At 67.3% G+C, this 21,821-nt stretch carries 22 protein-coding genes and 1 tRNA gene; 6 read left to right on the forward strand and 17 right to left on the reverse strand.

Annotation, left to right across the window (positions count from 1 at the left end; translation table 11 throughout):
* Positions 1-11 precede the first annotated feature (11 nt).
* The 11 genes from J7643_15325 to J7643_15375 form a co-directional block, all read right to left on the reverse strand.
* The gene (locus tag J7643_15325) at positions 12-488 is read right to left on the reverse strand and encodes a roadblock/LC7 domain-containing protein (GenBank protein MBO9541958.1); all 477 of its coding nucleotides are present in this window, start codon (positions 486-488) and stop codon (positions 12-14) included.
* Between the two features lie 43 nt (positions 489-531).
* A complete protein-coding gene (locus J7643_15330; GenBank protein ID MBO9541959.1) occupies positions 532-1,440 on the reverse strand; it encodes a DUF4388 domain-containing protein in 909 nt (302 codons plus the stop codon).
* On the reverse strand, positions 1,437-2,483 hold the full coding sequence (locus J7643_15335; protein MBO9541960.1) for a hypothetical protein: 1,047 nt from the start codon (positions 2,481-2,483) through the stop codon (positions 1,437-1,439). The genes J7643_15330 and J7643_15335 overlap by 4 nt, the downstream gene beginning before the upstream one ends.
* 83 nt (positions 2,484-2,566) lie before the next feature.
* Positions 2,567-5,032: a HAMP domain-containing protein gene (locus tag J7643_15340; protein ID MBO9541961.1), complete on the reverse strand. Its 2,466-nt coding sequence runs from the start codon at positions 5,030-5,032 to the stop codon at positions 2,567-2,569.
* A 219-nt stretch (positions 5,033-5,251) separates the two neighbouring features.
* Positions 5,252-5,818: a hypothetical protein gene (locus tag J7643_15345; GenBank protein MBO9541962.1), complete on the reverse strand. Its 567-nt coding sequence runs from the start codon at positions 5,816-5,818 to the stop codon at positions 5,252-5,254.
* Positions 5,819-5,932: 114 nt separating this feature from the next.
* Complete coding sequence (locus J7643_15350; protein ID MBO9541963.1) at positions 5,933-6,586, reverse strand: hypothetical protein; 654 nt, start codon at positions 6,584-6,586, stop codon at positions 5,933-5,935.
* Positions 6,587-6,732: 146 nt separating this feature from the next.
* Positions 6,733-7,377 carry a hypothetical protein gene (locus tag J7643_15355; GenBank protein MBO9541964.1) on the reverse strand — a complete coding sequence of 215 codons (645 nt, stop codon included), beginning with the start codon at positions 7,375-7,377 and terminating at the stop codon, positions 6,733-6,735.
* 98 nt (positions 7,378-7,475) lie between these two features.
* Positions 7,476-7,925 carry a hypothetical protein gene (locus J7643_15360; GenBank protein ID MBO9541965.1) on the reverse strand — a complete coding sequence of 150 codons (450 nt, stop codon included), beginning with the start codon at positions 7,923-7,925 and terminating at the stop codon, positions 7,476-7,478.
* Positions 7,926-7,928: 3 nt separating this feature from the next.
* Complete coding sequence (locus J7643_15365; GenBank protein ID MBO9541966.1) at positions 7,929-9,305, reverse strand: carboxypeptidase regulatory-like domain-containing protein; 1,377 nt, start codon at positions 9,303-9,305, stop codon at positions 7,929-7,931.
* 3 nt (positions 9,306-9,308) lie between these two features.
* Positions 9,309-9,707 carry a hypothetical protein gene (locus J7643_15370; protein MBO9541967.1) on the reverse strand — a complete coding sequence of 133 codons (399 nt, stop codon included), beginning with the start codon at positions 9,705-9,707 and terminating at the stop codon, positions 9,309-9,311.
* A gap of 101 nt (positions 9,708-9,808) precedes the next feature.
* Positions 9,809-10,390 (reverse strand): hypothetical protein, encoded by a 582-nt coding sequence (locus tag J7643_15375; protein ID MBO9541968.1) that lies wholly within the window; start codon positions 10,388-10,390, stop codon positions 9,809-9,811.
* Between the two features lie 138 nt (positions 10,391-10,528).
* Here J7643_15375 and J7643_15380 point away from each other — a divergent pair.
* The 3 genes from J7643_15380 (at position 10,529) to J7643_15390 (ending at position 11,721) form a co-directional block, all read left to right on the forward strand.
* Positions 10,529-10,609, forward strand: a tRNA-Leu gene (locus J7643_15380).
* Between the two features lie 111 nt (positions 10,610-10,720).
* Complete coding sequence (locus J7643_15385) at positions 10,721-11,365, forward strand: DedA family protein (protein MBO9541969.1); 645 nt, start codon at positions 10,721-10,723, stop codon at positions 11,363-11,365.
* A gap of 176 nt (positions 11,366-11,541) precedes the next feature.
* Positions 11,542-11,721 (forward strand): hypothetical protein, encoded by a 180-nt coding sequence (locus tag J7643_15390; GenBank protein MBO9541970.1) that lies wholly within the window; start codon positions 11,542-11,544, stop codon positions 11,719-11,721.
* A 49-nt stretch (positions 11,722-11,770) separates the two neighbouring features.
* Here the strand turns inward: J7643_15390 and J7643_15395 are convergent, their stop codons facing one another.
* The 5 genes from J7643_15395 to rpsB form a co-directional block, all read right to left on the reverse strand.
* Positions 11,771-12,697: a phosphatidate cytidylyltransferase gene (locus J7643_15395; protein MBO9541971.1), complete on the reverse strand. Its 927-nt coding sequence runs from the start codon at positions 12,695-12,697 to the stop codon at positions 11,771-11,773.
* Positions 12,698-12,918: 221 nt separating this feature from the next.
* The gene (frr, locus tag J7643_15400; protein MBO9541972.1) at positions 12,919-13,476 is read right to left on the reverse strand and encodes a ribosome recycling factor; all 558 of its coding nucleotides are present in this window, start codon (positions 13,474-13,476) and stop codon (positions 12,919-12,921) included.
* Complete coding sequence (locus J7643_15405; GenBank protein ID MBO9541973.1) at positions 13,469-14,206, reverse strand: UMP kinase; 738 nt, start codon at positions 14,204-14,206, stop codon at positions 13,469-13,471. Before J7643_15405 ends, frr begins: the two co-directional genes overlap by 8 nt.
* Before the next feature lie 64 nt (positions 14,207-14,270).
* The gene (locus J7643_15410) at positions 14,271-15,212 is read right to left on the reverse strand and encodes an elongation factor Ts (protein MBO9541974.1); all 942 of its coding nucleotides are present in this window, start codon (positions 15,210-15,212) and stop codon (positions 14,271-14,273) included.
* A 139-nt stretch (positions 15,213-15,351) separates the two neighbouring features.
* Positions 15,352-16,086 (reverse strand): 30S ribosomal protein S2, encoded by a 735-nt coding sequence (gene rpsB, locus J7643_15415; protein ID MBO9541975.1) that lies wholly within the window; start codon positions 16,084-16,086, stop codon positions 15,352-15,354.
* Between the two features lie 364 nt (positions 16,087-16,450).
* Between rpsB and J7643_15420 the strand changes: the two genes are divergently transcribed.
* From J7643_15420 to J7643_15430, 3 genes are all read left to right on the forward strand, one after another.
* Positions 16,451-16,864, forward strand: a complete 414-nt coding sequence (locus J7643_15420) for a hypothetical protein (protein ID MBO9541976.1) — start codon at positions 16,451-16,453, stop codon at positions 16,862-16,864.
* A gap of 414 nt (positions 16,865-17,278) precedes the next feature.
* The gene (gene murA / locus J7643_15425) at positions 17,279-18,559 is read left to right on the forward strand and encodes a UDP-N-acetylglucosamine 1-carboxyvinyltransferase (GenBank protein ID MBO9541977.1); all 1,281 of its coding nucleotides are present in this window, start codon (positions 17,279-17,281) and stop codon (positions 18,557-18,559) included.
* A gap of 1 nt (position 18,560) precedes the next feature.
* Positions 18,561-20,033, forward strand: coding sequence for a phosphodiester glycosidase family protein (locus J7643_15430; protein MBO9541978.1), 1,473 nt, complete (start codon positions 18,561-18,563; stop codon positions 20,031-20,033).
* A 119-nt stretch (positions 20,034-20,152) separates the two neighbouring features.
* Here the strand turns inward: J7643_15430 and J7643_15435 are convergent, their stop codons facing one another.
* On the reverse strand, positions 20,153-21,688 hold the full coding sequence (locus tag J7643_15435) for a hypothetical protein (GenBank protein ID MBO9541979.1): 1,536 nt from the start codon (positions 21,686-21,688) through the stop codon (positions 20,153-20,155).
* Positions 21,689-21,821 lie beyond the last annotated feature (133 nt).

The raw sequence follows: 21,821 nt of genomic DNA on the forward strand, positions 1-21,821 counted from the left end.
GACATTCACTCCTAAAACAGGTCGTTGATCTTCGGCGCCGGCGCCTGCGCGGGCCTCATGGGGGAAGACGCGGGGCTCTGCTTGTACATGGCGTCCATCTGCTGGTCGACGCCGTCGAGGGACTGCTCGACCTTGTACTTGATCCGGCCCACCGGGATCTGGTTGGGGAAGATGACGGCCAGGATGTCGTGGGTCTTGAGCGCCGCCACGTAGATCGAGTTGGTGGCGCCCTGCTGGAACATCTTGGTGAACTCCGCCTCCCCCAACAGGGTGGCGATCGCCTTGGTGGAGTTGAAAGAGCCCGTCACCAGCGCCGAGATCGACATGGTGTCGTAGTGGCTGGTCTCCCCCTGGGCCGCGATCATCTGGCCGGACTTGTCGATGAGCAGCGCCGCCCGCGCGCCCGAATCGAGCACGAGGTTGCCGAGCGAGTTGTTGAGGGCACGAATCCCGTCTTCCGTCAGGACCAGGTGCTTGGAGATGGCCATGGGTGTCGAAGTCCTCCTGCCAGGCGTTCTGGCGGCGTCGAACCTAGGGGGTCCTTGTGGTGACGGGCAAATCAAGGGCCTCCCAGCCGTTACGCTCCTCGGGGGTCGCCCCCTCCAGCGCGTCCGCGAGGACCTTCTCGGTGAAGCCGGGGCCGTGAATCTTGGTGACGTACTCGAGCGCCTGGGTCAGGAACGCCTTGTACAGGTCGCGAAGCTGCTCGAAGGTCTGGGTCGCGGGGACCCCGTCCTGCACCGCGCCGCTGCGCCAGCGCAGCTCGACGCCCCGGGCGCGGGCCTCTTCGTTCAAGAGCGCCTCGAGGCCCTCGGTCATCTTGAGGCCCGAGATCGACGCGAAGCGCGCGTAGAGCTCGTCGCACAGACGGCGGAACACGCTGCGCAGCGCCTCGTCGGGCGCGGTCTCGACGATGAGCGCCCCTTCGCGGTGAAGCTCGATGAGGGCGGTTGCGACCGACAGCTCGTCCAGCTGGACCTCACGCGCAAGCTCGGCGAGGGTCTTGCCCTCGGCGGCCTCGAGCTTGGCGGCGAGCTCGGCGGCGAGCGAGGAGGTCTCCTCGGGCAGGGGACGGCGCTGGGTCCGGAAGCGGGCGCGGGGGGAAATGGTCGAAAGCTCGGCGCGCACCGCGCGCCAGCGGTCCAGGCGGCGGATCCCCTCCTGGGCGAGCTCGCCCAGAGGCGCGGTCACGCTCGGCAGCGCCGCGGGGGTGCCGGGGTCAAAAGCAAAAGCGCCCGTGTCCCAGTGGAAGAGGGCGTAGACCGCCTCCTCGCCCGAAAGGTCCTGGACCTGGGCTCCCACGATCCGGCCCTCGGCGCACGCGAGCGTGCCTTCACGCCCTTCGCTCGAAAGGCGCAAGGTCCCGGTCGAGGCGTTGAGACCGATGATCTGGATCAGGTCGCTGAAGCTGAAATCTTGGAGGCTGCCTTCGGCAATCATTCAATCGGTCCCCTTGCGCTCCCCGGCTCGTTCACTCTCACGATGGCTCCGCCAATGGCGGTGCCGGCGACGATCAGGCCCTCGGCGACGACCCGCGTCCTTCCCCCGGTGGGGTAGGGCACCGCGAGCTCCCGGCGCGAGAGCACCGGCCGCCGCTTCGCCAACACGGCCTCCAGGGCCGGACCGAGCGATCCGCGATAGGCCAGCGCCACCGAGGAAAAGCCCTCGGCCGAATCGAGCAGGTGCTCGATAGTCGCCAGGTGCGCGGCCGGGTCCGAGAAGGCCCCACCGAGCGTCTCCGGCGGGACCAACGGGGCCGCGAGCGCGCTCTCCCCGAGCGTCCATCGCTCACAGAGCAGCTGAGCCAAGCCGAGAGATCCTATACCCTCCAACGGAGGGACGTAACAGTATAGCAGGTCGCCCGGATATTTCGACAGGGCGGCCTCGGGCGGGATCCGGTCGGCCGCGTAGCGACCTTCCGGAAGGCCTCGATGCTGCTCGCGCAGACGGTTGGCCTGCTCCACGTAGTGACGGAAGACCGCCGAGGGAGGCATGGGCTTGAAGCCCAGCTCCTGCCGGTTCCATGAGAGCCAGTAACGGATGGCCCAGTAGACGGCCACCACCCCGATGGCACGCTCCTCGTCGGAGAGGGCGCCGCCGAAGAGGTGCTGGTGCCAGATGCCGAGCCAGATGGTCTCTTCCGGGGTGAAGTAGCGGTTGGCCCAGGGCAAGAAGCGCTTGACGACCTCGGGCTCCTTGCGCAGCTTGAGCCACTCGGCCAGGCGGCGCTCGCCGACCGGCTGCGCCCCGCCCGCCACGAAGGCCCGGCTCCACCAGGCGCTCGAAACGAGCGGGTCGGCGGTGGCCACCGACCATCCCAGACGCTTGAAGGCTCGCGCCTCGGCCCCCCAGCCGCTGAAGAGGCAAAGCGCGCTCGTCGCCCCGAGCCCCGCGAGCTGATCGACCGCCCAGGCCGCCGGTGGGCGACTAGGGGGCGGCAGCGGGCCTTCGATGGCCGGCAGCGGGGAGATGGGGGCGGTCATGGCGCGCGGAAACCCTCGAAAAGACGGACGCCTGCCATCATAGCACGCCCCCTCGACGCCGAGGGGGGAAGGCGCCTCCCCTGTCAGCGCCGCTCGGGCAGCGCCAGGCGAGGCACCGCCTCGATCCGCACGTCGCGCGAGTCCGCTTCAAGCTTGAAGCGCGCAACGGCCCCCTGCAGCCCGCGGGCGTGGCCGTTCAGGTCGTCGGCGGCCCCTGAGACGCTCGTGGTCGCGAGGGATGCCTCGTGGGCGCTCGCGTTCAGGCTCTCGATGGCCCGGACCACCTGGTCGCCCCCCACGCGCTGCTCGGCCGTGGCGTAGCTGACCGAGCGAGTGAGCAGGTGCATCTCGTGGACGGCGGCATTCACCTGCTCGTTGACGCTCGCCATCTGCTCGGCCGCCGTGACGATCTGCTGGCTGGATTGCGCCTGCTCGCTGGTCGCCTCCTCCACCTCCTGGAGGAGGTGAGCCATCTCGGTGGCCGCGCCCTTGATGCGCTGAAGCGCCTCGTGGGTGTGCTCAGCGAGCCGCACGCCCTGATGCACCTTGTCGGTGCCCTCGTGGGTGACGCCGACGGCGTGGGCCGTCTCCTTCTGGATGCCCGCGATCAAGTCGCCGATTTCCTTGGTGGCCTTGGCCGAGCGCTCGGCGAGCTTGCGGACCTCGTCGGCGACCACCGCGAAGCCGCGGCCCGCATCGCCGGCCCGAGCCGCCTCGATGGCGGCGTTGAGCGCGAGGAGGTTGGTCTGCTCGGCAATGTCGTCGATCACCTCGACGATGGCCCCGATCTCGCCCGAGCGCGCCGCCAGCTCCTCGATGGTCGCGCGGATACCCGTCATGGTCTCGTTGATGGCCGTCATGCCGGACTTCGCCTCGGCGACGGCCTGCTCGCCCGAGGCGATGGCGTCGCTCGAGCCCGCGGCGACCTGGTTGGCCTGCGAGGCGTTGCCCGCCACCTGCTGGATGCTCGCGGCGAGCTCCGCGATGGCCCCCGACGTCTGGGTCACGGCTGCCGCCAGCTCGTTGGACTGGCTCTGGACCACGCAGACCTTTTGCTCCAGCTCCTGGGTGCTGGTATCCACGGCCTTGAGGTTCGCGGCCATCTGCTCCATGGCCGCCGAGGTCACCTCGCTGGCCGAAGCCTGGACCGAGGCCGTATCGGCCAGCTGGTGGCTGGATCCCACGATCTGGCCCGCGGCTGAGGTGACCGCGCCGGCGGTGTTGCGCACCTCCCCCACGATGACGTGCAGGCCCTCGATCATCCGGGTGATGGCCGTCCCGAGGCGATCGCGCTCGCTCTTGGGCTTTACCTTGATGCTCAGGTTGCCGGCGCTGACCTCCTCGGCGGCCGCAGCCATCTCGCGCAGGTAGACCATCATCGCCTCGAAGGAGGCGGCCAGATCGCCCAGCTCGTCGCGATGGGCGATGGCGATGCGGCGATCGAGCTCGCCGTTCGAGACGGCCTGGGCCACCGCCACGAGCTTCAAGAGCGGGGCGATGATCCGACGCCGAATGAGGAGAATCGCAAGCCCAACCAGGGTCAGGGTGGCGAGGGACATCAGGACGAGCACGACCGTGTTGAGCTGCTGCTCCTGCTGGGCGGCGCCGACGGCCCGCTCGGTGTCCGCGCTGACGGCCTCCGCCACGTTCAGGATGGAGTCGATGCCGCGCGTGGCCTCCTTGACCCATTCACTCCCCGTCACGGGGTAGGGCGCATGGGCATCGCTCGCCTGGTAGACGGCGCGGCGCATCTGCTCGAAGCGGCCGAGGAATTCGGCGTCGAGCCCGGCCATGGCTTCGCCCACGTGCGAGTCGGCCGGGAACTTCCGGGTGATGAGGCGCAGGACTGTGACGTTCTGGTCGACGATGGCCCGGAAGCGCGCGAGATTCTGGGCGGTCTCGCCCTCGATGGGCTTGCCCTGGGCGATGGCCGACCCGATGGTGGCCCGCTCGCGTCCGGCGTACTCGGCGGCCAGGAACACGATCTCCTTGATCTGGAGGTTGCTGCGATAGGCCTCGTCCAGGGGGGTCTTGGCCGTGAAGGCGTCCCGCCGCACCTGGGACAGGGCCTCGATGAAGGCCGTCATGGTGCCGATCCAGACCTTGGGGGCCAGCGCGGGCGTCCGCGTCTCGAGGGCCCGATCGACCGAGCGGCGGGCCTCCATCAGGGCCGCACGGCGCTCGGCGAGGACGTTGAGACTCTCATTCAGCGGATGGCCCTGATCCCCGGCCTTCAGGCCCTCGGCGATGGCGACGGCCTCCGCGTAGGCCTTGTCCCCGGTCTCGCGCAGGGTGCGGATCTTGGCTGCGGTCTCGGCCGTCACCGCGTCCGGCTTGGAGATCGCCGTGGCCGTCACGCCACGCTCGAGGGCCTCGCTGGCGTTCGCCGTGAGGATGTGGTCGGCCATGCGGTTGGCTTGCTGGAGCCAGGCGGCCTTGCCGCCATCCGCCGTGACGCGCACCCCCTCCTTGACCAGCAGTAACACGGAGAGCAAGGCCAACAGGGCGATCAACGCCATGAGCAGGTGTCGAATCTTCATGTGCTTCATCGGGCCCTCTTCAAGGATCACGCAAAGGGGGCGCCAAAACCGGAAGAAGGCACTCCTCGCGATACCTTGAAGAATAGATCCGGCCGAACGCACGGAACAGTGGGGTTTCTACGGATCCAAGGATCCAATCCCCCAAGAGCGTCGCCTTGCCGCTCGGCGCAAAGGAACAAGCCCCCGCCTGAGGCGGGGGCTTGTGTGCACGGCGGGAGAAGCGGGTGATTATTGGGTGGTCAGCACGTCCGCGGTGGCCGCATCGGCGTACTCGTTCGACTTGACCTTGTAGTCGCGGATCTCGGCCGGGTCGAGGACGACGGTGATGCGGCGAGTCTCGACGATCGCGCCCTTCTTGGTGAAGGTCACCACCAGGGTGCCGGCGCGCTGCATCAGGAAGCTGGGGTTCATCACCTGGACCGTCGCCGTCACCGTCTTGAAGCTCAGGACGCCGCTGGTCTCGGCCTTGACGTTGGTGACGCGCAGGGCGTAGGCCAGATCGATGGGCGCCGCGGTCGGGGCGGGGGTCGGGGTGGCGGTGGGCGCCGGAGTCGGAGTGGGGGTGGGCGCGGGGGTGGGGGTCACCTCCGGCTCGGGGGTCACCGACGCGGTGGGGGTCTCCGTGTAGAGACCGCTGTCGTTGTTGGTGTCCTCGAACTGATCGTAGGCGCTGGTATCGCTCGTCAGGTCGTCCGCCTGGCTGGGCCCGCGGCCGCAGCCGCTGACGGCGATCGCAAAGGCCACGCCAAGCGCAGCAATCATCGGCATCAAGCGCGCAGTACCAAATCGAGCCATCTCTCCACCCTCCCTAACGTGCGGTGCTAACACTATATGCACGCCCCTCCCCGCGAACTGACGCGGAGAAGGTGAAGGGTGGTTTAAGGTATCGGTAAGCTTCGATCCGAAGGCCTAGCGCGCCGCTACGGCGATGATGCTCGCGATCGCGCTGGCGCTGGGCTCGGGGGGCGCCGAAGGCGGGCTCACGTTGCGTGATTGGCTGCTCCAGCGCGCCAGCTGAGAGGCGTACTGCTGGGCGGATGTCTTGACGCTTGCGATCTGGGAGAGGGCCTCGGGGTCCCAGTTGCTCGGATCCCTGCCCGATCGCTTGAAGGCCTGGGCGGCGAGGGCCACGGTGGTGCTCGCCGCGCTGAGGGTGAGGCCTGTCTCGGAAGTGCGCGCCGAAAGGCGGACCAGCCCCCGGTATACAGGCTGGTCCGACGGATCCAAGAGGGAAACCTCGTACAGGGTGGTACTCGCCGAGAGGGCGGTCACCGGGACGTTGACCGAGAAATCGCCCGTGTCGGTCGTGATGCTGCCGACCGCAAGCACGCTCCCATCGAGGCGCGAGAGGCGCGAGCGGAAGGTCCGGGGGGCCGGCAGGGACTCCGCAGCCACCACGTAGTCGTCGGGCAAGAGCGCCTGGCCATAGAGGGTCACCAGGCGGGGCAGAGAGTTCTCGGGCGACATCATGGGCCAGACACAGCCGCCGAGCCCTGCGCTCCCCCCCAATCCGAGCGCGACGAGTCCGGGCAAGGCCCGGGAAGCCAAGGTCCTCACCGTCATGAGCGCCCTCCTTCGCCGCCCGCGCATGAGGCGCGGGCCTCGCCCCCGAGGCTAGCACGACCCTCGGTTGGAAGGCTTGGCTGGCGAGGACCAATTCACTTGGTCAGTCCAAAGCGCGAAGGGGGAAGGCGGCTTTCCTTTTGCGATCAGGGGAAGAGGAGTTCGCCCGCGTCCTGGGCCAGGTCCGAATCCGCCCCCGGAGCGGTCGCCGCGCCTCCCAAGTAGGCGTAGAAGCGCTGCTGGAAGGTGCCGAGGATCCCGCCCGCCCCAGTCGCCTGCGCGGCGAGCTCGCTCTCGAGCAGCAAGGGGCTGCGCGGCTTACCCGATTGATCAAGCAAGCGCGAGGCGTCACGCTGCACTTCGGCCTCCATGGCGAGGCCTGCCAAGGTCGAAAGGTCCGTTATCTCCGCCGGGAGGGTGCCGGTCTGCCCCTTGTTCAGGCGAAAGGTCCGCGAGAGCAGGATTCCCCCTCGGCTGGGGTGGCGCCACGCCACCTTGACCCACTCGCCCCCCGCGGGCAGGGTGTCGGTGCGTACGGCGAAGGAGAAGTTGCCCTCGGCGTCGTTCACGGTCGCCGCGTCGGTCTTGCCGAGGGTCCCGGCGAGGTTGCTCACCGTCAGGGGACTGCCCTTGAGCGCCGGCAAGGCGGCGGGCTGGGTGAGACCCTCCGCGGAAGGGGGACGGATGCGGCCCTGCAGGGTCACGCTCGACTCGCCGGCGGAGCAGCCCGCGAGCAAGGCGCTCCCCAAGAGCCCAAGGCCCAGACGTCGGACGGCAGCGAGATTCGACACGGCACTCCTCCTAGACGGGATCCGTCGGCGGGCCCGAAAGCCACGAGAGGCTCGCCCGCTTTGCCATTGTAACGGATCCCCGAGAGGGGCGCGCGAGGCTAGAGCGGCGTACGCGGTCGGCGGCGGCGCACCCGCTTCTCGACGACCTCGCCCCCCAGTTCGGGGGTCGACCAGCGCCGCTCGAGGTGGCGATCCAGGCGCCGCAATTGGCGATCGAGCAAGGGCAGGCGGGTGGTGCGGCCTTGGTAGGCCATGACCGCCGCGTAAACCGCAACCCCCAGGGCGCCGACCATCCACAGCGAGATCGCGAGCCCCGAGATCCCGAGCAGGAACAAGCCGAGGAAGGGAAGTCGGCCGAGGATCGCCCCGGCCCAGCCGAGGAGCACCGCACCACCGATCGCTCCGAGCAGCAGGGCCAGGGACTGCAGCGCGTGGAAGCGCAGGTGGCGCACCCCGCGATAGCTCGGCATGAGCAGGACGGCGATCGCGACGGGCGGCAGGTAGCCGAGGGCCGCCAGGGTGCGGTAGGACGCGGCGCGGGGCTCCACGCGCTACCCCGCGCGCTTGATGGCGAGGCGCACCTGGGCGAAGGGCGCCTCCAGGGCGATGCGGGCGGTGGCGGTGGCCACGGCGTAACCCGAGCGCTCCGCGCGCACCTTGTACTGGCCAGGTGCCAGGTCGATGATCTTGAAGCGGCCCGCCGCATCGGTCACGGCCACCACCGAGACCCCCGTCCCCTCCAGAAAGAGGCGCACCCCCGCAAGCGGCTCCTTGGTCGCAGCGTCCGTCACCGCGCCCTCGACCGCCCCGCGGCGCAAGGGGGTGGGGGTCGCGGTGATCCGCTCGGCCTGCTGCGCGCCGACCTGGATGGTGAGCGAGACCGGCCCGCCCTCCTGGACCGAGGCCGTCGCGAGCGCGACCTTCTCGCCGCTGGGCGAATAGACCTCGAGCGGATAAGTTCCCGGCGTGAGCGCCGGCAAGTAGAAGTAGCCCGTCGCCGTGGTGGTTGCGCGGCGCGGCGGCTCCGCAAGGCTCACGGCGTAGCCCGCGCGCGGCGTCCCGTCAGCCCCCAGGACGCGACCGAGCAAGGTAGCAGCGGGCAGAGCGGGCGGCGTGACAGGACCGGTCAGGACGGGGATCGTGCCGGGAGCGCTCGACGGGCGCGGCGAAGGGGCGGGCTGGGGACGACCGGCGGCCGGCGTGGCAGGCATCTTGGAGGGCGCCTGGCCGAACTCGGGGATCATGCCCTGGACGCTTGCACCGTAGTGGAAGCCCCGGTCCACGACCGAGAGGCCCGGCACGCTCAGGCTGCCCGCGCTGAGCCGAAGCCAAGAGAGAGGGGTCAGCTCGACGCCCAGGCCCGTATAGGCGCCCGAGGTCGCCTGCGGGCCGTGGCCCTCGACCATGACCCGACCGAGGGGCCCGAACGGCACCTCAAGGCCCGCCATCAAGCGCGTGTTGAGGGAGACGTCCCCGTCGAAGCCCAGGTGCAGGGTGCCCCAGTTGAAGGGCTGCGTCCCGATCCGGCCGGAAAGGTCGCGCGAGAGGACCATGGTGTAGTGCAGGCCCGAGAGCGGACCCGCCGCGTCCACCCCGATGAGCGACAGGCCGACCGCGATCGCCGTGGGGTTCGCGGCACTCGGGCGCATCAGCTGGTACTTGAGCCCGCCCGAGAGGTAGGCGTAGTCCGGCACCGCGTAAAGCAGGCTGCCCTCCAGGCCCTCCATGAAGCCGATGCGCAAGAAGCCGAGACTGACTCCCGGCCGGTCGGCGGGAAGCACCGCGCGCGCGCCCAACTCGAACTCGCGCGCCTTCAGGGTGCGCGCGTCAGGCATGGCGGAAAGCCCGCTGGCTCCCCAGACCGTCGCGGCGTGGGCAGGCCCTGTCGCGATGAGGGCGAGAACGAGGCCGACACGAAGGACACGCACGGCCTAGCGCCTCTGCGGCGCGCGGCGCGCGGCCTCGTCCGCCACCCGGTAGGCGTCGAGGGTCGAGTAGACCTTGGTCCCGATGATGAGGAGGGCGTCGCCCGCGCGGAAGTAGCCGGTGCCCAGGGCGCTGTCCAGGGCCCATGCGAGCGGATAGGCGAGAACCGGCGAGAGGCACCACCAGCCCTTGGCGGTCTCCCCGTTATAGAACTGGCCGGTGCCGTTGACCGCCAAGCTCAGGCCCGCGGCGATGCGCGGGTCCTTCTGGGGCAGGAACGAGAAAAGCGCCTGCTCGGGCGGTAGCGGAGCGGGCTTGAAGGGAGTCTGCTCGACGGCCAGGGCCGCCGCGGGACTCAGGGCGAGGGTTGCGATCGCCAGGAATGCCGACGGGGCGTGCTTCATGCCCTCAGTGTAGCCGAGGGACCGCCCCGTCGCAAGGCAGGCCTAAGCTCAACGGGGGAAAGCAGCCAGGACGGGCCGACTTTCCCCCTTGCACCTACGTCTCAGAAGTTGAGCTTGAGGCCGAGCAGGTTGCCCTGGCCGTTGCTACCGATGGTCCCCTCGATGTGGGGCTGGAACTTGTAGGCGAGCTCCACGCCGCCACTCGGGCCGCCGAACAGATCGTAGTAAGGACCGCCCGAGAGGCCGTAGTAGGGCACCACCAGGTTGAGACGACCGGTCAGCTCTCGGGTGAAGGGATAGGCGAGCCCGAAGCCGATCTCGATGCCCGGCGCGAAGGCGTAGGCGTTGCCCCAGCGCGAGCCGCCCCAGAGGCCGATGATGCCTGCCACGCTCAGGTTGCGGCGGCCGCCGTTGACGAAGTCGTAGAGCAAGCGAATATCGAAGCGGCTGTACTCGGCCTGATAGAGGCCGGTCCCCAGCGAGGCCCCGAGGGTGACGTCCTTGTTCAGGGCAAAGTCCACCGAGGCGCTGAGGCCGTTGCCGATCCCAAGGCCGAAGTATCGAGAATCCTTGCCTGCAATGTCGGCCCGGGGCATGGTCGACGCCAGCGCCGGAAGGGCGAACAAGCAGGAGGCGGCCACGGCGATCGTGGCCGTCAGAGGCGTCGCGAAGCGACTAGACATGGAGGACCTCCTTTCGTCGGACGTGCAGCCAGTCTAGTTTGGAAGATTTTTTAGGTCAACGTTGAATTAACCCTTGACAAAGCCTTTAGACCAGGCGATAATGAACTCATCGTCAGCGCTGCGACTGGCGAGACACCTGCGGAGGTGGCGTAATGGCAGCCGCGCACGTTTGAGGGGCGTGTGGAGAAATCCGTATGGGTTCAAGTCCCATCCTCCGCACTAAAGAATAAAGGCGCCGGGATTCATCCTGGCGCCTTTGTTTCTTGTTAAGGCCGCTCACGGCCTACCAGGAGCCCTCGGGCCGACTGGCCCCTTCCGGAGTCCCGCTCAATGGATCTCTTGCTTCACCTGGTCGACTTCATCCTGCACTTCGACAAGCACCTCAACGTCATCATCCAGACCTACGGTGCCCTGACCTACCTCTTCCTCTTCCTCATCATCTTCTGCGAGACGGGGTTCGTCGTGACCCCCTTCCTGCCCGGCGACTCGCTGCTCTTCGCCGCCGGCGCCTTCGCCGCTTCCGGCTCGCTCGACGTCAGCCTGCTCTTCGGCCTGCTGTTCTTCGCGGCGGTCGCCGGCGACTCGACCAACTACTGGCTCGGGCGCACGCTCGGCCCCAAGATCTTCAAAGAAGGCAGCCGCTTCCTCAACCGCTCCTACCTGGACCGCACCCAGGCCTTCTACGACAAGCACGGCGGCAAGACCCTCGTGCTCGCCCGCTTCGCGCCGATCCTGCGCACCTTCGCCCCCTTCGTCGCGGGCATCGGCCAGATGCCCTACAAGCGCTTCCTCGCCTTCAGCGTGACGGGCGGCCTGCTCTGGATCTCGCTCTTCGTGTTCGGCGGCTACCTGTTCGGCAACCTTCCCATGATCAAGCAGAACTTCAAGCTGGTGATCCTGGGCGTCATCGCCGTCTCGCTTTTGCCCCCGCTCATCGAGATCATCAAGCACAAGCTGCAGCCGTCCCGCGGCTAACCCCAACCCTCTTCAGCCCCCGACCGATGGTCGGGGGCTTTTTACCGGGCGTCTCAGCAAGCAAGGGATAGGTCACAATCGAGTCATCATCTGGAAATTCGGGGTTTAGGCAAGCGTTATGTTGGGCATGAAAAGGGCAGGTTGCCCGCCATTCGTTCGGCCAAGAGGAGCTCGCCATGATGAACCCCCGTTACACGCTGAACATCTGCATCGCCTCCACTGCGACCATCTGGATCCTGATGATCATGGGCGCGATGCTCGGCGGCGCCCCTTCCGGCTTCTCTTACGGCCTCTTGACCCTGAACATCATCAGCACCATGTTTGTGTACCAGCGGTACCGCGGCCTCTTCTGGTAAGCAAAACGAAAGGACCGGCGCCAGAGGCGCCGGTCCTTTTTTGATGGCCTCAGTAGACCACGTGCCAGATGTAGAAGAGGTAGTAATAGGCGACCGCTCCCGATAGCAGGTAGCTGTCCACCCGGTCCAGCACCCCGCCGTGACCCGGGATGATGTCCCCCGAATCCTTCTTGCCCGCATCCCGCTTGATCATCGACTCGGTCAGGTCGCTGATCTGGGCGACCACGCTGATCACCGCCCCCAGCGCCATGCAGTGCAGGATGTCCAGGTGGAAGCCCCAGCCAATGAGCGCGGCGGCCAAGACGGCGAGCAGGATGCCCCCAAGCGAACCTTCAACGGTCTTCTTCGGGGAGAGAGGCCCGATCAGGGGCCTGCGGCCGATGGACTTGCCGATCAGGTACGCCCCCACGTCGGTCGCGATGATCGCCCCAAAGTAGAGGAAGGTGATCCCCATCCCCAGGTGGGGCATGGCCTCGCGATGGACCAGATCCGGGTACTGGAGCTGGCGCAGGAGGGGGATGTAGCTCGGCAACCAGCCCGTCAGCACGATCCCCAGGAAGGTGGTCGCCACGTCCGAGATGGTCCCGATCTGGTTCGGCTTCTGGTCCGAGGCCTTGCCCAGGAGGCTCTGGTAGGGGAACCAGGGGGCGCTGCGGATGATCAGGAACAGGCACGCCAGCACGAAGCTCGCCACCATGAAGGGGGCGTGGTACTTGGTCCCCGTCAGGGCCGTCAGGACGATGATCGAGAGCGAGGCCGCCGTGCCCAGGTAGCGGGCAGGACGGTAGCCCTTCTCCTCGAAGAGCCAGTAGAGCTCCCGGCTCGCGAAGACCGAGAGCACGAAGACGAAGACGGCCATCGGCCACTCGGCGAACCAGATGAGCGCGACGGCCAGCACGATGGCCACGAGCGAGGTGATCACCCGCAGTCGGAACTTGGGGCGATTGAGATCGAAAGGCGAGGGGTCGGGCGACATTTAGGACTCGGTTTCGAGCAGGTCGAGGGTACGCGGAACAGCAAGCAACTCAAGCCCCCCCTGGCCTTTGCGGACCGCCGCCACCCGCCATTCGGCGGGGTGGGCGATCTGCGCGGGCACCGAGGCCCGGGGCGGCAGGAGGGGTTTGACCGTGACCGGTCCCTCGGCGGCAAGCGCCGCGAGGGCTCGGTCTAGAGGATAAGCAAGCCAGGATTGGATGGCTAGACCTCCATGATCTCGGCTTCTTTGGAGACGAGCGCTTTGTCGATCTCGGCGACGAAGCGATCCGTCAGCTTCTGGAGCTGGTCCTGGAGGCGCTTCGAGTCGTCCTGGGTGATCTCGCTCTTCTTCTCGGCGGCCTTGATCTTGTCCTGCTCGTCGCGGCGGACGTTGCGGATGGCGACCTTGCCCTCTTCGGCTTCCTTCTTGGCGAGCTTGACCAGGTCGCGACGGCGCTCCTCGGTGGGAGGGGGGAAGCCGATGCGCAGGGACTGACCGTCGTTGGTCGGGGTCAGGCCCAGGTCGCTCTTGAGGATGGCCCGCTCGATGGCCGTCAGGGCGGCGCGGTCGAAGGGCTGGATCGCCAGCGTGCGCGCGTCGGGGGTCGAGACCGAGGCGATGGCCTTGATGGCCGTCATGGAGCCGTAGTACTCGACCTCGACGCGATCGAGGATCGCAGGGGCGGCGCGGCCGGTGCGGATCGCGGCGAACTCCTGGTTGATCCGGGCGACCGCCTTCTTCATCTTGCCTTCGGCTTCCGCGATGACGTCTTTAAGCATGAGTGGGAATGCCTCCTACGTAAGTGCCGATGGGCTCGCCGCGCACGACACGTTCGATGTTGCCGGGTTCGTTGAGGTTGAACACGATGATCGGGAGCCCGGTGTCCTTGCAAAGGGAGATGGCCGTGGAATCCATGACCTTGAGCTCCTTGCTCAGGACCTCCATGTAGCTGAGTTGCTGGTACTTGACCGCGTTGGGGTTCTTGGCGGGATCCGAGTCGTAGACCCCGTCCACCTTGGTCGCCTTGAGCAGGACCTCGGCGCCGATCTCGACGGCGCGCAGCGAGGCGGCGGTATCGGTGGTGAAGTAAGGGTTGCCGGTGCCCGCGGCGAAGATCACGACGCGGCCCTTCTCGAGGTGACGCATGGCCCGACGCTTGATGAAGGGCTCGGCGACCTCGCGCATTTCGATGGCCGACTGGACCCGGGTGTCGACCCCGGCCTTCTCGAGGCCGTCCTGCAGGGCCAGCGAATTCATGACCGTGGCGAGCATGCCCATGTAGTCGCCGGTGGAGCGATCCATCCCCTTGGCGCTCGCAGCGAGCCCACGGAAGATGTTGCCCCCGCCCACGACCAGCGCGAGCTCGAGGCCCTGGTCCACCAGGCTCTTGACCTCCTCGGCGATCTGGCGGATCACCGCCGGGTCGATGCCGTAGCCCTGCGCGCCCATGAGGGCCTCGCCGCTGAGCTTGAGGAGGATGCGCTTGTACTTGAGACCGTTGCTCAACAGAGTCTCCTCTCGTGAGGAGCGACCCCCGACACATGACGGGGGTCGCCCTTCGAATTGGCCTAGCTTACTTGCCCATCTGGGCGGCGACTTCGGCCGCGAAGTCCTCGACCTTCTTCTCGATGCCTTCGCCGAGCACGAAGCGGGCGAAGCGCTTGACGCTCATCTTGGCGCCGAGCTTGCTCGCGCGATCGTTGATCACGTCGGTCACGCTCTTGCTGGGCTCCTTGATGAAGGGCTGGTCGAGGAGGCAGACCTGCTCGAAGTACTTGTTGATGCGACCCTCGACGATCTTGCCGCGGACGGCCTCGGGCTTGGCCTTGATCTCGTCCTGCTCGGCGAGGATGCGGCGCTCGGCCTCGATCTGCTCCGCGGGGACTTCGTTGCGGTTGACGAAGGCGGGGCTGCTGGCGGCAACCTGCATGGCGAGGTCGCGGGCGAGCTCCTGAGCATCACCGCTGGCGCTGATGTCCTTGTCCGAGATCAGCTCGATCAGCACGCCGATCTTGCCACCCAGGTGGATGTAGGTGCCGACCAGGTTGGTACCCTCGGCGGTGTAGCGGGCGAAGCGACGGATGTCGATCTTCTCGCCGATCTTGGCGACCTTGACGTTGAGGGCCTCGTCGACGGTCTTGCCGGGCTCGGCCACGAAGGGCTGCGCCATCAGATCGGCGCCGACGCCGGCCTCGCTGGTCGCCTTCTCGGCGGCCTGCTGGGCGATTTCCTTCACGAACGCGACGAACTCCTCGTTGCGGGCGACGAAGTCGGTCTCGCAGTTGACCTCGACCAGCGCGCCAACGCGGCCATCGGGGGTCAAGTAGGAGCCCACGGCGCCCTCGCTCGCGATACGACCGGCCTTCTTGGCGGCAGCGGCGAGACCCTTCTTGCGGAGCAGCTCGATGGCCTTCTCCAGGTCACCACCGACCTCGGTGAGGGCCTTCTTGCAGTCCATCATGCCGGCGCCGGTCTTCTCACGGAGCTCTTTGACGAGCGAAGCGGAAATTTCCACGGGTGATTCCTCCTTAAGGAAAGATCAAATTCTTCTTCAGTATACTCTAAAATCCCCGCGAAGGGGACGGCCACACCTTCTCAAACGCACGCCCGGGCGAGTGCCCGGGCGTACGACCGACCATGAGGGGCAGCAACGACTAGATCGAGACGGCCTCGAGCTGCTCGGTGGTGCCGGCGGCGTGCTGAACGCCCTGCTTGCCCTCGAGGACCGCGTCGGCGATCTTCTCGGTGAGGACCTTGATGGCGCGGATCGCGTCATCGTTGCCGGGGATGATGTAGTCGACTTCGTCGGGATCGCAGTTGGTGTCGACCACGGCCACGACGGGGATGCCCAGCTTGCGGGCTTCCTTGATGGCGAGGTGCTCCTTCTTGGTGTCGATCACGAAGATGACGTCGGGGCGACGGCCGGGCAGGTTCTTGATGCCGCCGAGCAGACGCTCGAGCTTGAACGCTTCCTTCTCGAGGAGCGAGACTTCCTTCTTGGGCAGACGGTCGTAGGAACCGTCGACCTTCATCTGCTCGAGCTCCTTGAGGCGGGCGATGCGCTTCTTGATGGTCTCGAAGTTGGTCAGCATGCCGCCGAGCCAGCGCTGGTTGACGAAGAACATGTTGCAGCGCTCGGCCTCCTCGCGGATGGTCTCCTGCGCCTGCTTCTTGGTACCGACGAAGCAGATGTTCTTGCCCTGGACGACCATGTCGCGCACGAAGTAGTACGCGGCATCCAGGTAACGCGAGGTCTTCTGGAGGTCGATGATGTAGATGCCGTTGCGCTCGGCGAAGATGTAGGGACGCATCTTGGGGTTCCAGCGACGGGTCTGGTGACCGAAGTGGACGCCGGCCTCGAGCAGGCTCTTCATAGGTGCGACGGGCATAGGTTCTTGAATCTCCTTATGAGTGGGTGGGGTTACGTCCGCCGCCGACCGGTGCGGGGGCGCCTTCAGACATCGAGGCTTTCGCTTCGACCCCGTCCGAGGGCATGCGAGTCGGCGTGTGGGCTCCGCGGGGCCTGAGCAGGGCTCGGCGCGCGGGCATGAGAAGCGGATCCATTCGTATCGGCCGATTATAGCACGGGGAAGGGGCACCAGCAAGCGAGCGCTCAGCGGGAGCCGCCGCGTGATCAATGACCTTGCGCCGGGAGATCCCGTGGCGTATCCTTAGGCGAAGGCTTGCCCGTTTCGGGCCTCGCCGTGCCGTGCCGCACAGGCCTCTACGGTCGAATGTAGGAAGGAACGCCCCATGCCGACGGTCCAGACCATCCTCTTCGAGAACGTCGAGATCGACGTCTCCAACAACAAGCAGCTCTTCATCCACCCCATCCACCGGGTGGTGGCCGAGGAGTTCCCGGTCCCGCTCTCGTTCGCCGTCCTGAGCTGCGCCTACGATCTGGCCCCCGGCCGCTATTCGTGCAAGCACACGATGTTTGCAGACGACCGCAAGACCGAGCTGATCTCCTTCACCCACGAGGCGGTCGCCCTCGACCAGGCGGGCGGCGGCATGGGCTTCCGCACGACCTTCGAGAACGTGCAGCTGCCCGGTCCTGGCCGCTACTGGATCCGCACCGAGCTCTCGGGCGGCGTCAAGGCCGACGACATCGTCCTGCGGGTCGAGGGCGTCAAGAAGGGCGCTCCCAAGCTCAACCTGCGGGCGTAATCCGGCAAACCGGCCCGGGCGTTAACCTCGCCAAAACCTCCCGAGGGCCCTGTGCAAAAGGGAGAAAGGCGGCTCGGGCCGAAAAATTTAACCCAACCTTTCCGATCCAGGGGGCTTGCCGCGCTATCCTTAGGGGTAGAACGAACTCGAACAGGAGGCCCTCGTTCGGCAAAGGGGCCAAGCGTCTCGCGATCGCTCTCGGCGACCATCCGGAACCTCTCGACCTCAGTACGGGACAGCTCCATCGTAAGGCGGCAAGTGGCACGGCCGGGGTTAAGGCGAGTTTGTGTGATGCGTTACAGCAACATCCCCGCAATCTAGACACAATCTTTTCGACGTACAGTTTCAGGTAGAGTGTGCACAAGCAAGCGATAACACGGCGCAACAACGTGGTTCGAGTAGGAGGATCAGGGCTTGGATAAGCTGATTGTCAACGGCGGGCCCCCTCTCGTCGGCACCATTCCGGTCAGCGGCGCAAAGAACTCGGCCCTGCCGATCCTGGCCGCGGCGATCCTCTCGCAGGGCGATTGCCATATCACCAACGTCCCCGAGTTGACCGACGTCCACATCATCTGCGAGATCCTGCGCACCCTGGGTGTCGAGGTCGAGTCGACCGGCAAGGGCTCCTATCGCCTCAACGCGAGCGGCCTCTGCGAGTACACGGCCCCCTACGAGCTGGTCACCAAGATGCGGGCGGCCTTCTTCGCCATCGGCCCGATCCTCGCCCGGATGGGCCACGCCCGGATCCCCCTGCCCGGCGGCTGCACCATCGGCTCGCGGCCGGTGGATCTGCACCTCAAGGGCCTGCGGTCCCTGGGCGCCAAGGTCACCATCGAGCACGGCTACGTGGAGGCCCAGGCCGACGCCCTGATCGGCGGCAACATCTACCTAGACTTCCCGAGCGTGGGGGCCACCGAGACCATCATGATGGCGGCGGTCCACGCCGAGGGCACCACCGTCATCGAGAACTGCGCCCAGGAGCCCGAGATCGTCGATCTCGCCGACTTCCTCAACAAGATGGGCGCCAAGGTCACCGGTGCCGGCACCCAGACCATCACCGTCGAGGGCGTCCGTCGCCTGGGCGGCTGTGAGCACGCCATCATCCCCGACCGGATCGAGGCGGGCACCTTCATGGTGGCCGCGGCCATCACCCGGGGCGATTTGACCCTGACCGGGGTCCGCAACGACCACCTGCAGGCGATCGCAAGCAAGCTCATCGAGATGGGCGTGACCGTCACCCCCATGGGCGAGGACGTGGTCAACGTCAAGGTCGAGGGGCCCCTCAAGCCGGTGGACATCCGCACCATGCCCCACCCCGGCTTCCCCACCGACATGCAGGCGCAGATCATGACGCTGCTTGCGACCATCGACGGCACCTCGGTTTTGACCGAGATGGTCTTCGAGAACCGCTTCCTGCACGTGGACGAATTGATCCGCATGGGCGCCAACATCAAGGCCGAGGGCAACGTGGCGGTGATCCAGGGGGTGCCCGAGCTCTCGGGGGCCCCGGTCAAGGCCACCGACCTGCGCGCCGGCGCCGCCATGATCCTGGCAGGCCTGGTCGGCCGCGGCGAGACGGTCATCACGGGCCTGCAGCACATCGATCGCGGCTACGAGCACATCGAAGCCAAGCTGACCGCGGTGGGCGCGCGGATCTCGCGCACCTCCCGGCCGGAGACCGTCCTGACCGCCTAAGATGCACCCGCTCGCGGTCCTCTTCGCAGCGCTCCCCCTCGTCGCGACGCCCTCGGTGGCGCCGCGTCCGGCGGGGGGCGCTTCTGCTTCGGTCACTCCCGCAAACCCCGCTTCGACCCTCGTGGGCATGCGGGTCGAGAGCAGCCCCGAGGCCGTGACCCTCTGGCTCGAGCTGACCCGGCCGGTTGCTGCCGTCGAGACCGTCACCCCGGGCGCCTATCGGCTCCGGCTGGCGGGGATGAGCGGCGATCGCCTCTTGCTCTTCGACCAGCCGATCAACGATCCGATCCTCAAGGGCCTGCGCTGGGAGCAGGAAGGGCCCGACCCGGTGCTGGTGGTGCCCTGGGGCTACCGCCTGCCCACCCGGGTCGACGCCACGCTCGAAGCCCCCTACCGCCTCAAGGTCACCCTCCAGAAGGTCTTCAGCGAGAGCCTGAGGCGCGAAGTGGCGCCGGGAATCAGCCACCAGGCCATCCGGCGCGGGACGCCCTTCGGCCCCCTGTCGATCCACGCCCTGCGGGTGGATCCCAAGGCGCCGGGGGTGCGGGTGGCGCCCGCCATGGCCGCGAGCCAGGGCAATTTCGGCTTAGAGACCGTCAGCGCGATCGCCCAGCGCCACCAGGCCCTCGCCGCCGTCAACGGCGCCTACTTCGGGCGTGGGGGGCTGCCGCTCGGCCTGCTGATGATCGATCGCAAGCTCGTGACCGGGCCGATCTACGCCCGCACGGCCCTGGGCTTCGGCCCGGCCACCGCGCGGCCCGTCATCGAGCGCGCGGCCCTTTCCGCCTACGTGGAGCTGCCGAACGGCCAGAGCGCGGAGCTCGACGGGATCAACCAGGCTCGCTGGGACGACCAGATCGTGGCCTACACCGACCGCTGGGGGACCCGCACCCGGACCGAGGGCAAGCCCGGCGCTCTCGAGGTGGCGGTGGCTCCCGACGGCCAGGTCATGGCCCTCGGGTCGAACGATTTGCCCATCCCCTCCGGGGGCTTCGTCCTCTCGGCCCTGGGATCGCCTGCGGGCTGGCTCGGCGAGACCCTCAAGCCCGGCATGAAGGTCAAGCTCCAGGTGCCCCTGAGCGACTACTTCGAAGGGGTCGAGCACGTGCTGGGGGGCGGCCCGCGCCTGGTGGACGCGGGCGAGGTCCGGGTCACCAGCGAGGCCGAGCGCTTCCAGGCGGACGTGGCCCGCGGGCGCGCGCCGCGCACCGCCGTGGGGGTCACGGCCACCGGCGAGCTGGTCATCGTCGCGGTGGACGGCCGTTCGGCCAACGAGTCGGTGGGACTGACCTTGAGCGAGCTGGGTGAGCTGATGCGCGAGCTCGGCGCTCGGGACGCCATGAACCTGGACGGCGGCGGCTCGACGGCCTTCGTGCTGGAAGGGAAGCTGATGAACAAGCCCTCGGACGGCTCCGAGCGGCCGGTCAGCAACGCCCTCTTGATCTGGGGCGACAGGCCGCCCACGTCTTTCTAAATCCCTTCAAGCTTGAGAAACCTCTACTCGCTTCCCTGCCCCCAGGTGGGCGGGGGGGAATGATTAGAACAACAACGGGCGGCGAGTCTGAACTCGCCGCCCGTTGTTGTTCTTGAGGTTTAGTACTCGCCGGTCTGGGTGCCGGTCTGACCGCCGTAGTTGTTGTAGTTGCCGCCGGTCGAGGTGTTGCGCCAGTCGTAGGCCCGCTGCATCAGGTAACCCTGCTTGCCGACGATGAGGCCATCCCCCTGGGGCAGGACGTGGATGCCGTTGAACTCCTTCGACAGGTTGTAGTACTGGAAGTTGTTGTCGATCCGGTAGGTGGTGCCGTCGAAGCCGAGCAGGTTGCCGTACACTTCGCTGATGGTGCCGCTGAACCAGGAACCGGGGTCGGGCAGGCGGTTGGGATCCACCGTGCCGCCGAGGATCCAGCCCTTGTTGCCGTCGATCATCGAGATGCCGCGCAGGGGAACCTGGTCGAGGAACTTGACGCCGGCTTCGTTCGCTTCCTTCACCTTCCAGTTCGAGAAGTTGACGACGTTGCTGCCGCGGCCGTCGCAGACGAGCATCAGGCCGCGCTTGACGCCGAGCAGATCCTTCTGGCTGCCGACCGCGTAACCCTGCTGGTCGTTGAACATCTGGAGGCCGAAGAGCTCCGAGTCGCGACCGATGCCGAAGCCGACCGGCAGCGAGCTCTTCTCCCAGCGCGTGCCGTCGAAGTGCAGCACCAGGGCGTTGTCACCATCGGAGCCGACCGCCCAACCCGACGAGGGACCGAGCATCTGCACGGCGTTGATGTGACCGCTCTTGTTGTACGAGTTGTCACGGGTCCAGGAGGTGCCGTTCCACTTCATCAGCAGGACCTTGCCGGCCGCGTCGCGGCCCGCAGCCCAGGCGGTGCCGTCCGCGAGCGCCGAAACGCCGAGGAGGGAACCGTTGACGCCGGTGTTGGTGCCGACCCAGCTGCCGCCGCGGTACTGCATCGCGATCGCCGGGGTGGTGGCCTTGAAGCTGTTGCCCTGGTGACCGACCATCCAGCCGCTACCGGCGGCGGCGAAGTCAGCCCCACGCCAGGTGTAGGCGGCGTTGCCGCCGGGGACCAGCTGCCAGGAACCGTTGAGGAGGTGAAGCAGGGTGCCGTTAGCGCCGCCGACCCAGGCCTCCTTGGGGGAGACCATCTTCGCCGCGTAGAGATCGGCACTGGTGGGGCTCTGGACCTGCTGCCAGCTGTAGACGGCAGGGGCGATGGTGACGGTGACGTCCGAGACCCGATCCATCAGGGTGGCGCGGACGGTGACGACGCGCTGGAGCTGGGGGGTGAAGACGCCCTGCTCGTTGATGGTGCCCGCCTGGGCGTCGCTGAGCGACCAGTTCACGAGGCGGGGATCCTGGTAGGTCTTGCCGTCGCTGCCCTGGATGGCCACGGCGAACTGGCGCTGCTCACCCACGGTGACCGAGAGGACGTTGGGGGTCACGGCCAAGGAGACGGGATAGACGCCCTGGGGCAGCTCGGGACGCTGATTGATGGTCGAGATGAGGCCCGCGCCGGTCTGGGGCTCGGTGATGACCGAGGTGGGGGTGCGGCCGCAGCCCGTCAGGGCCAGGCTGGCGAGGAGGGGAAGAAGACCCCACTTGATTGCACTCGCTTTGCGCATACTGCCTCCACTCAAGTCCGTTGAAACTGCTGGATTGGATGTCCTGTTGAAGTTATAGGTTGTCGCGGGTTGAATCTGAAGTTAAGCTTCGCCCAAGTTCTTAACGTGTTCATTAGGTGTTATCACCTGCCGC

Source organism: bacterium, from assembly GCA_017744355.1.
Taxonomy (GTDB): domain Bacteria; phylum Cyanobacteriota; class Sericytochromatia; order S15B-MN24; family UBA4093; genus JAGIBK01.

Coding starts and splice junctions, on each gene's coding strand:
- J7643_15325 (MBO9541958.1), bottom strand. CDS start 488: ATGGCCATCTCCAAGCACCTGGTCCTGACGGAAGACGGGATTCGTGCC.
- J7643_15330 (MBO9541959.1), bottom strand. CDS start 1,440: ATGATTGCCGAAGGCAGCCTCCAAGATTTCAGCTTCAGCGACCTGATC.
- J7643_15335 (MBO9541960.1), bottom strand. CDS start 2,483: ATGACCGCCCCCATCTCCCCGCTGCCGGCCATCGAAGGCCCGCTGCCG.
- J7643_15340 (MBO9541961.1), bottom strand. CDS start 5,032: ATGAAGCACATGAAGATTCGACACCTGCTCATGGCGTTGATCGCCCTG.
- J7643_15345 (MBO9541962.1), bottom strand. CDS start 5,818: ATGGCTCGATTTGGTACTGCGCGCTTGATGCCGATGATTGCTGCGCTT.
- J7643_15350 (MBO9541963.1), bottom strand. CDS start 6,586: ATGACGGTGAGGACCTTGGCTTCCCGGGCCTTGCCCGGACTCGTCGCG.
- J7643_15370 (MBO9541967.1), bottom strand. CDS start 9,707: ATGAAGCACGCCCCGTCGGCATTCCTGGCGATCGCAACCCTCGCCCTG.
- J7643_15375 (MBO9541968.1), bottom strand. CDS start 10,390: ATGTCTAGTCGCTTCGCGACGCCTCTGACGGCCACGATCGCCGTGGCC.
- J7643_15385 (MBO9541969.1), top strand. CDS start 10,721: ATGGATCTCTTGCTTCACCTGGTCGACTTCATCCTGCACTTCGACAAG.
- J7643_15390 (MBO9541970.1), top strand. CDS start 11,542: ATGATGAACCCCCGTTACACGCTGAACATCTGCATCGCCTCCACTGCG.
- J7643_15395 (MBO9541971.1), bottom strand. CDS start 12,697: ATGTCGCCCGACCCCTCGCCTTTCGATCTCAATCGCCCCAAGTTCCGA.
- frr (MBO9541972.1), bottom strand. CDS start 13,476: ATGCTTAAAGACGTCATCGCGGAAGCCGAAGGCAAGATGAAGAAGGCG.
- rpsB (MBO9541975.1), bottom strand. CDS start 16,086: ATGCCCGTCGCACCTATGAAGAGCCTGCTCGAGGCCGGCGTCCACTTC.
- J7643_15420 (MBO9541976.1), top strand. CDS start 16,451: ATGCCGACGGTCCAGACCATCCTCTTCGAGAACGTCGAGATCGACGTC.
- J7643_15430 (MBO9541978.1), top strand. CDS start 18,561: ATGCACCCGCTCGCGGTCCTCTTCGCAGCGCTCCCCCTCGTCGCGACG.
- J7643_15435 (MBO9541979.1), bottom strand. CDS start 21,688: ATGCGCAAAGCGAGTGCAATCAAGTGGGGTCTTCTTCCCCTCCTCGCC.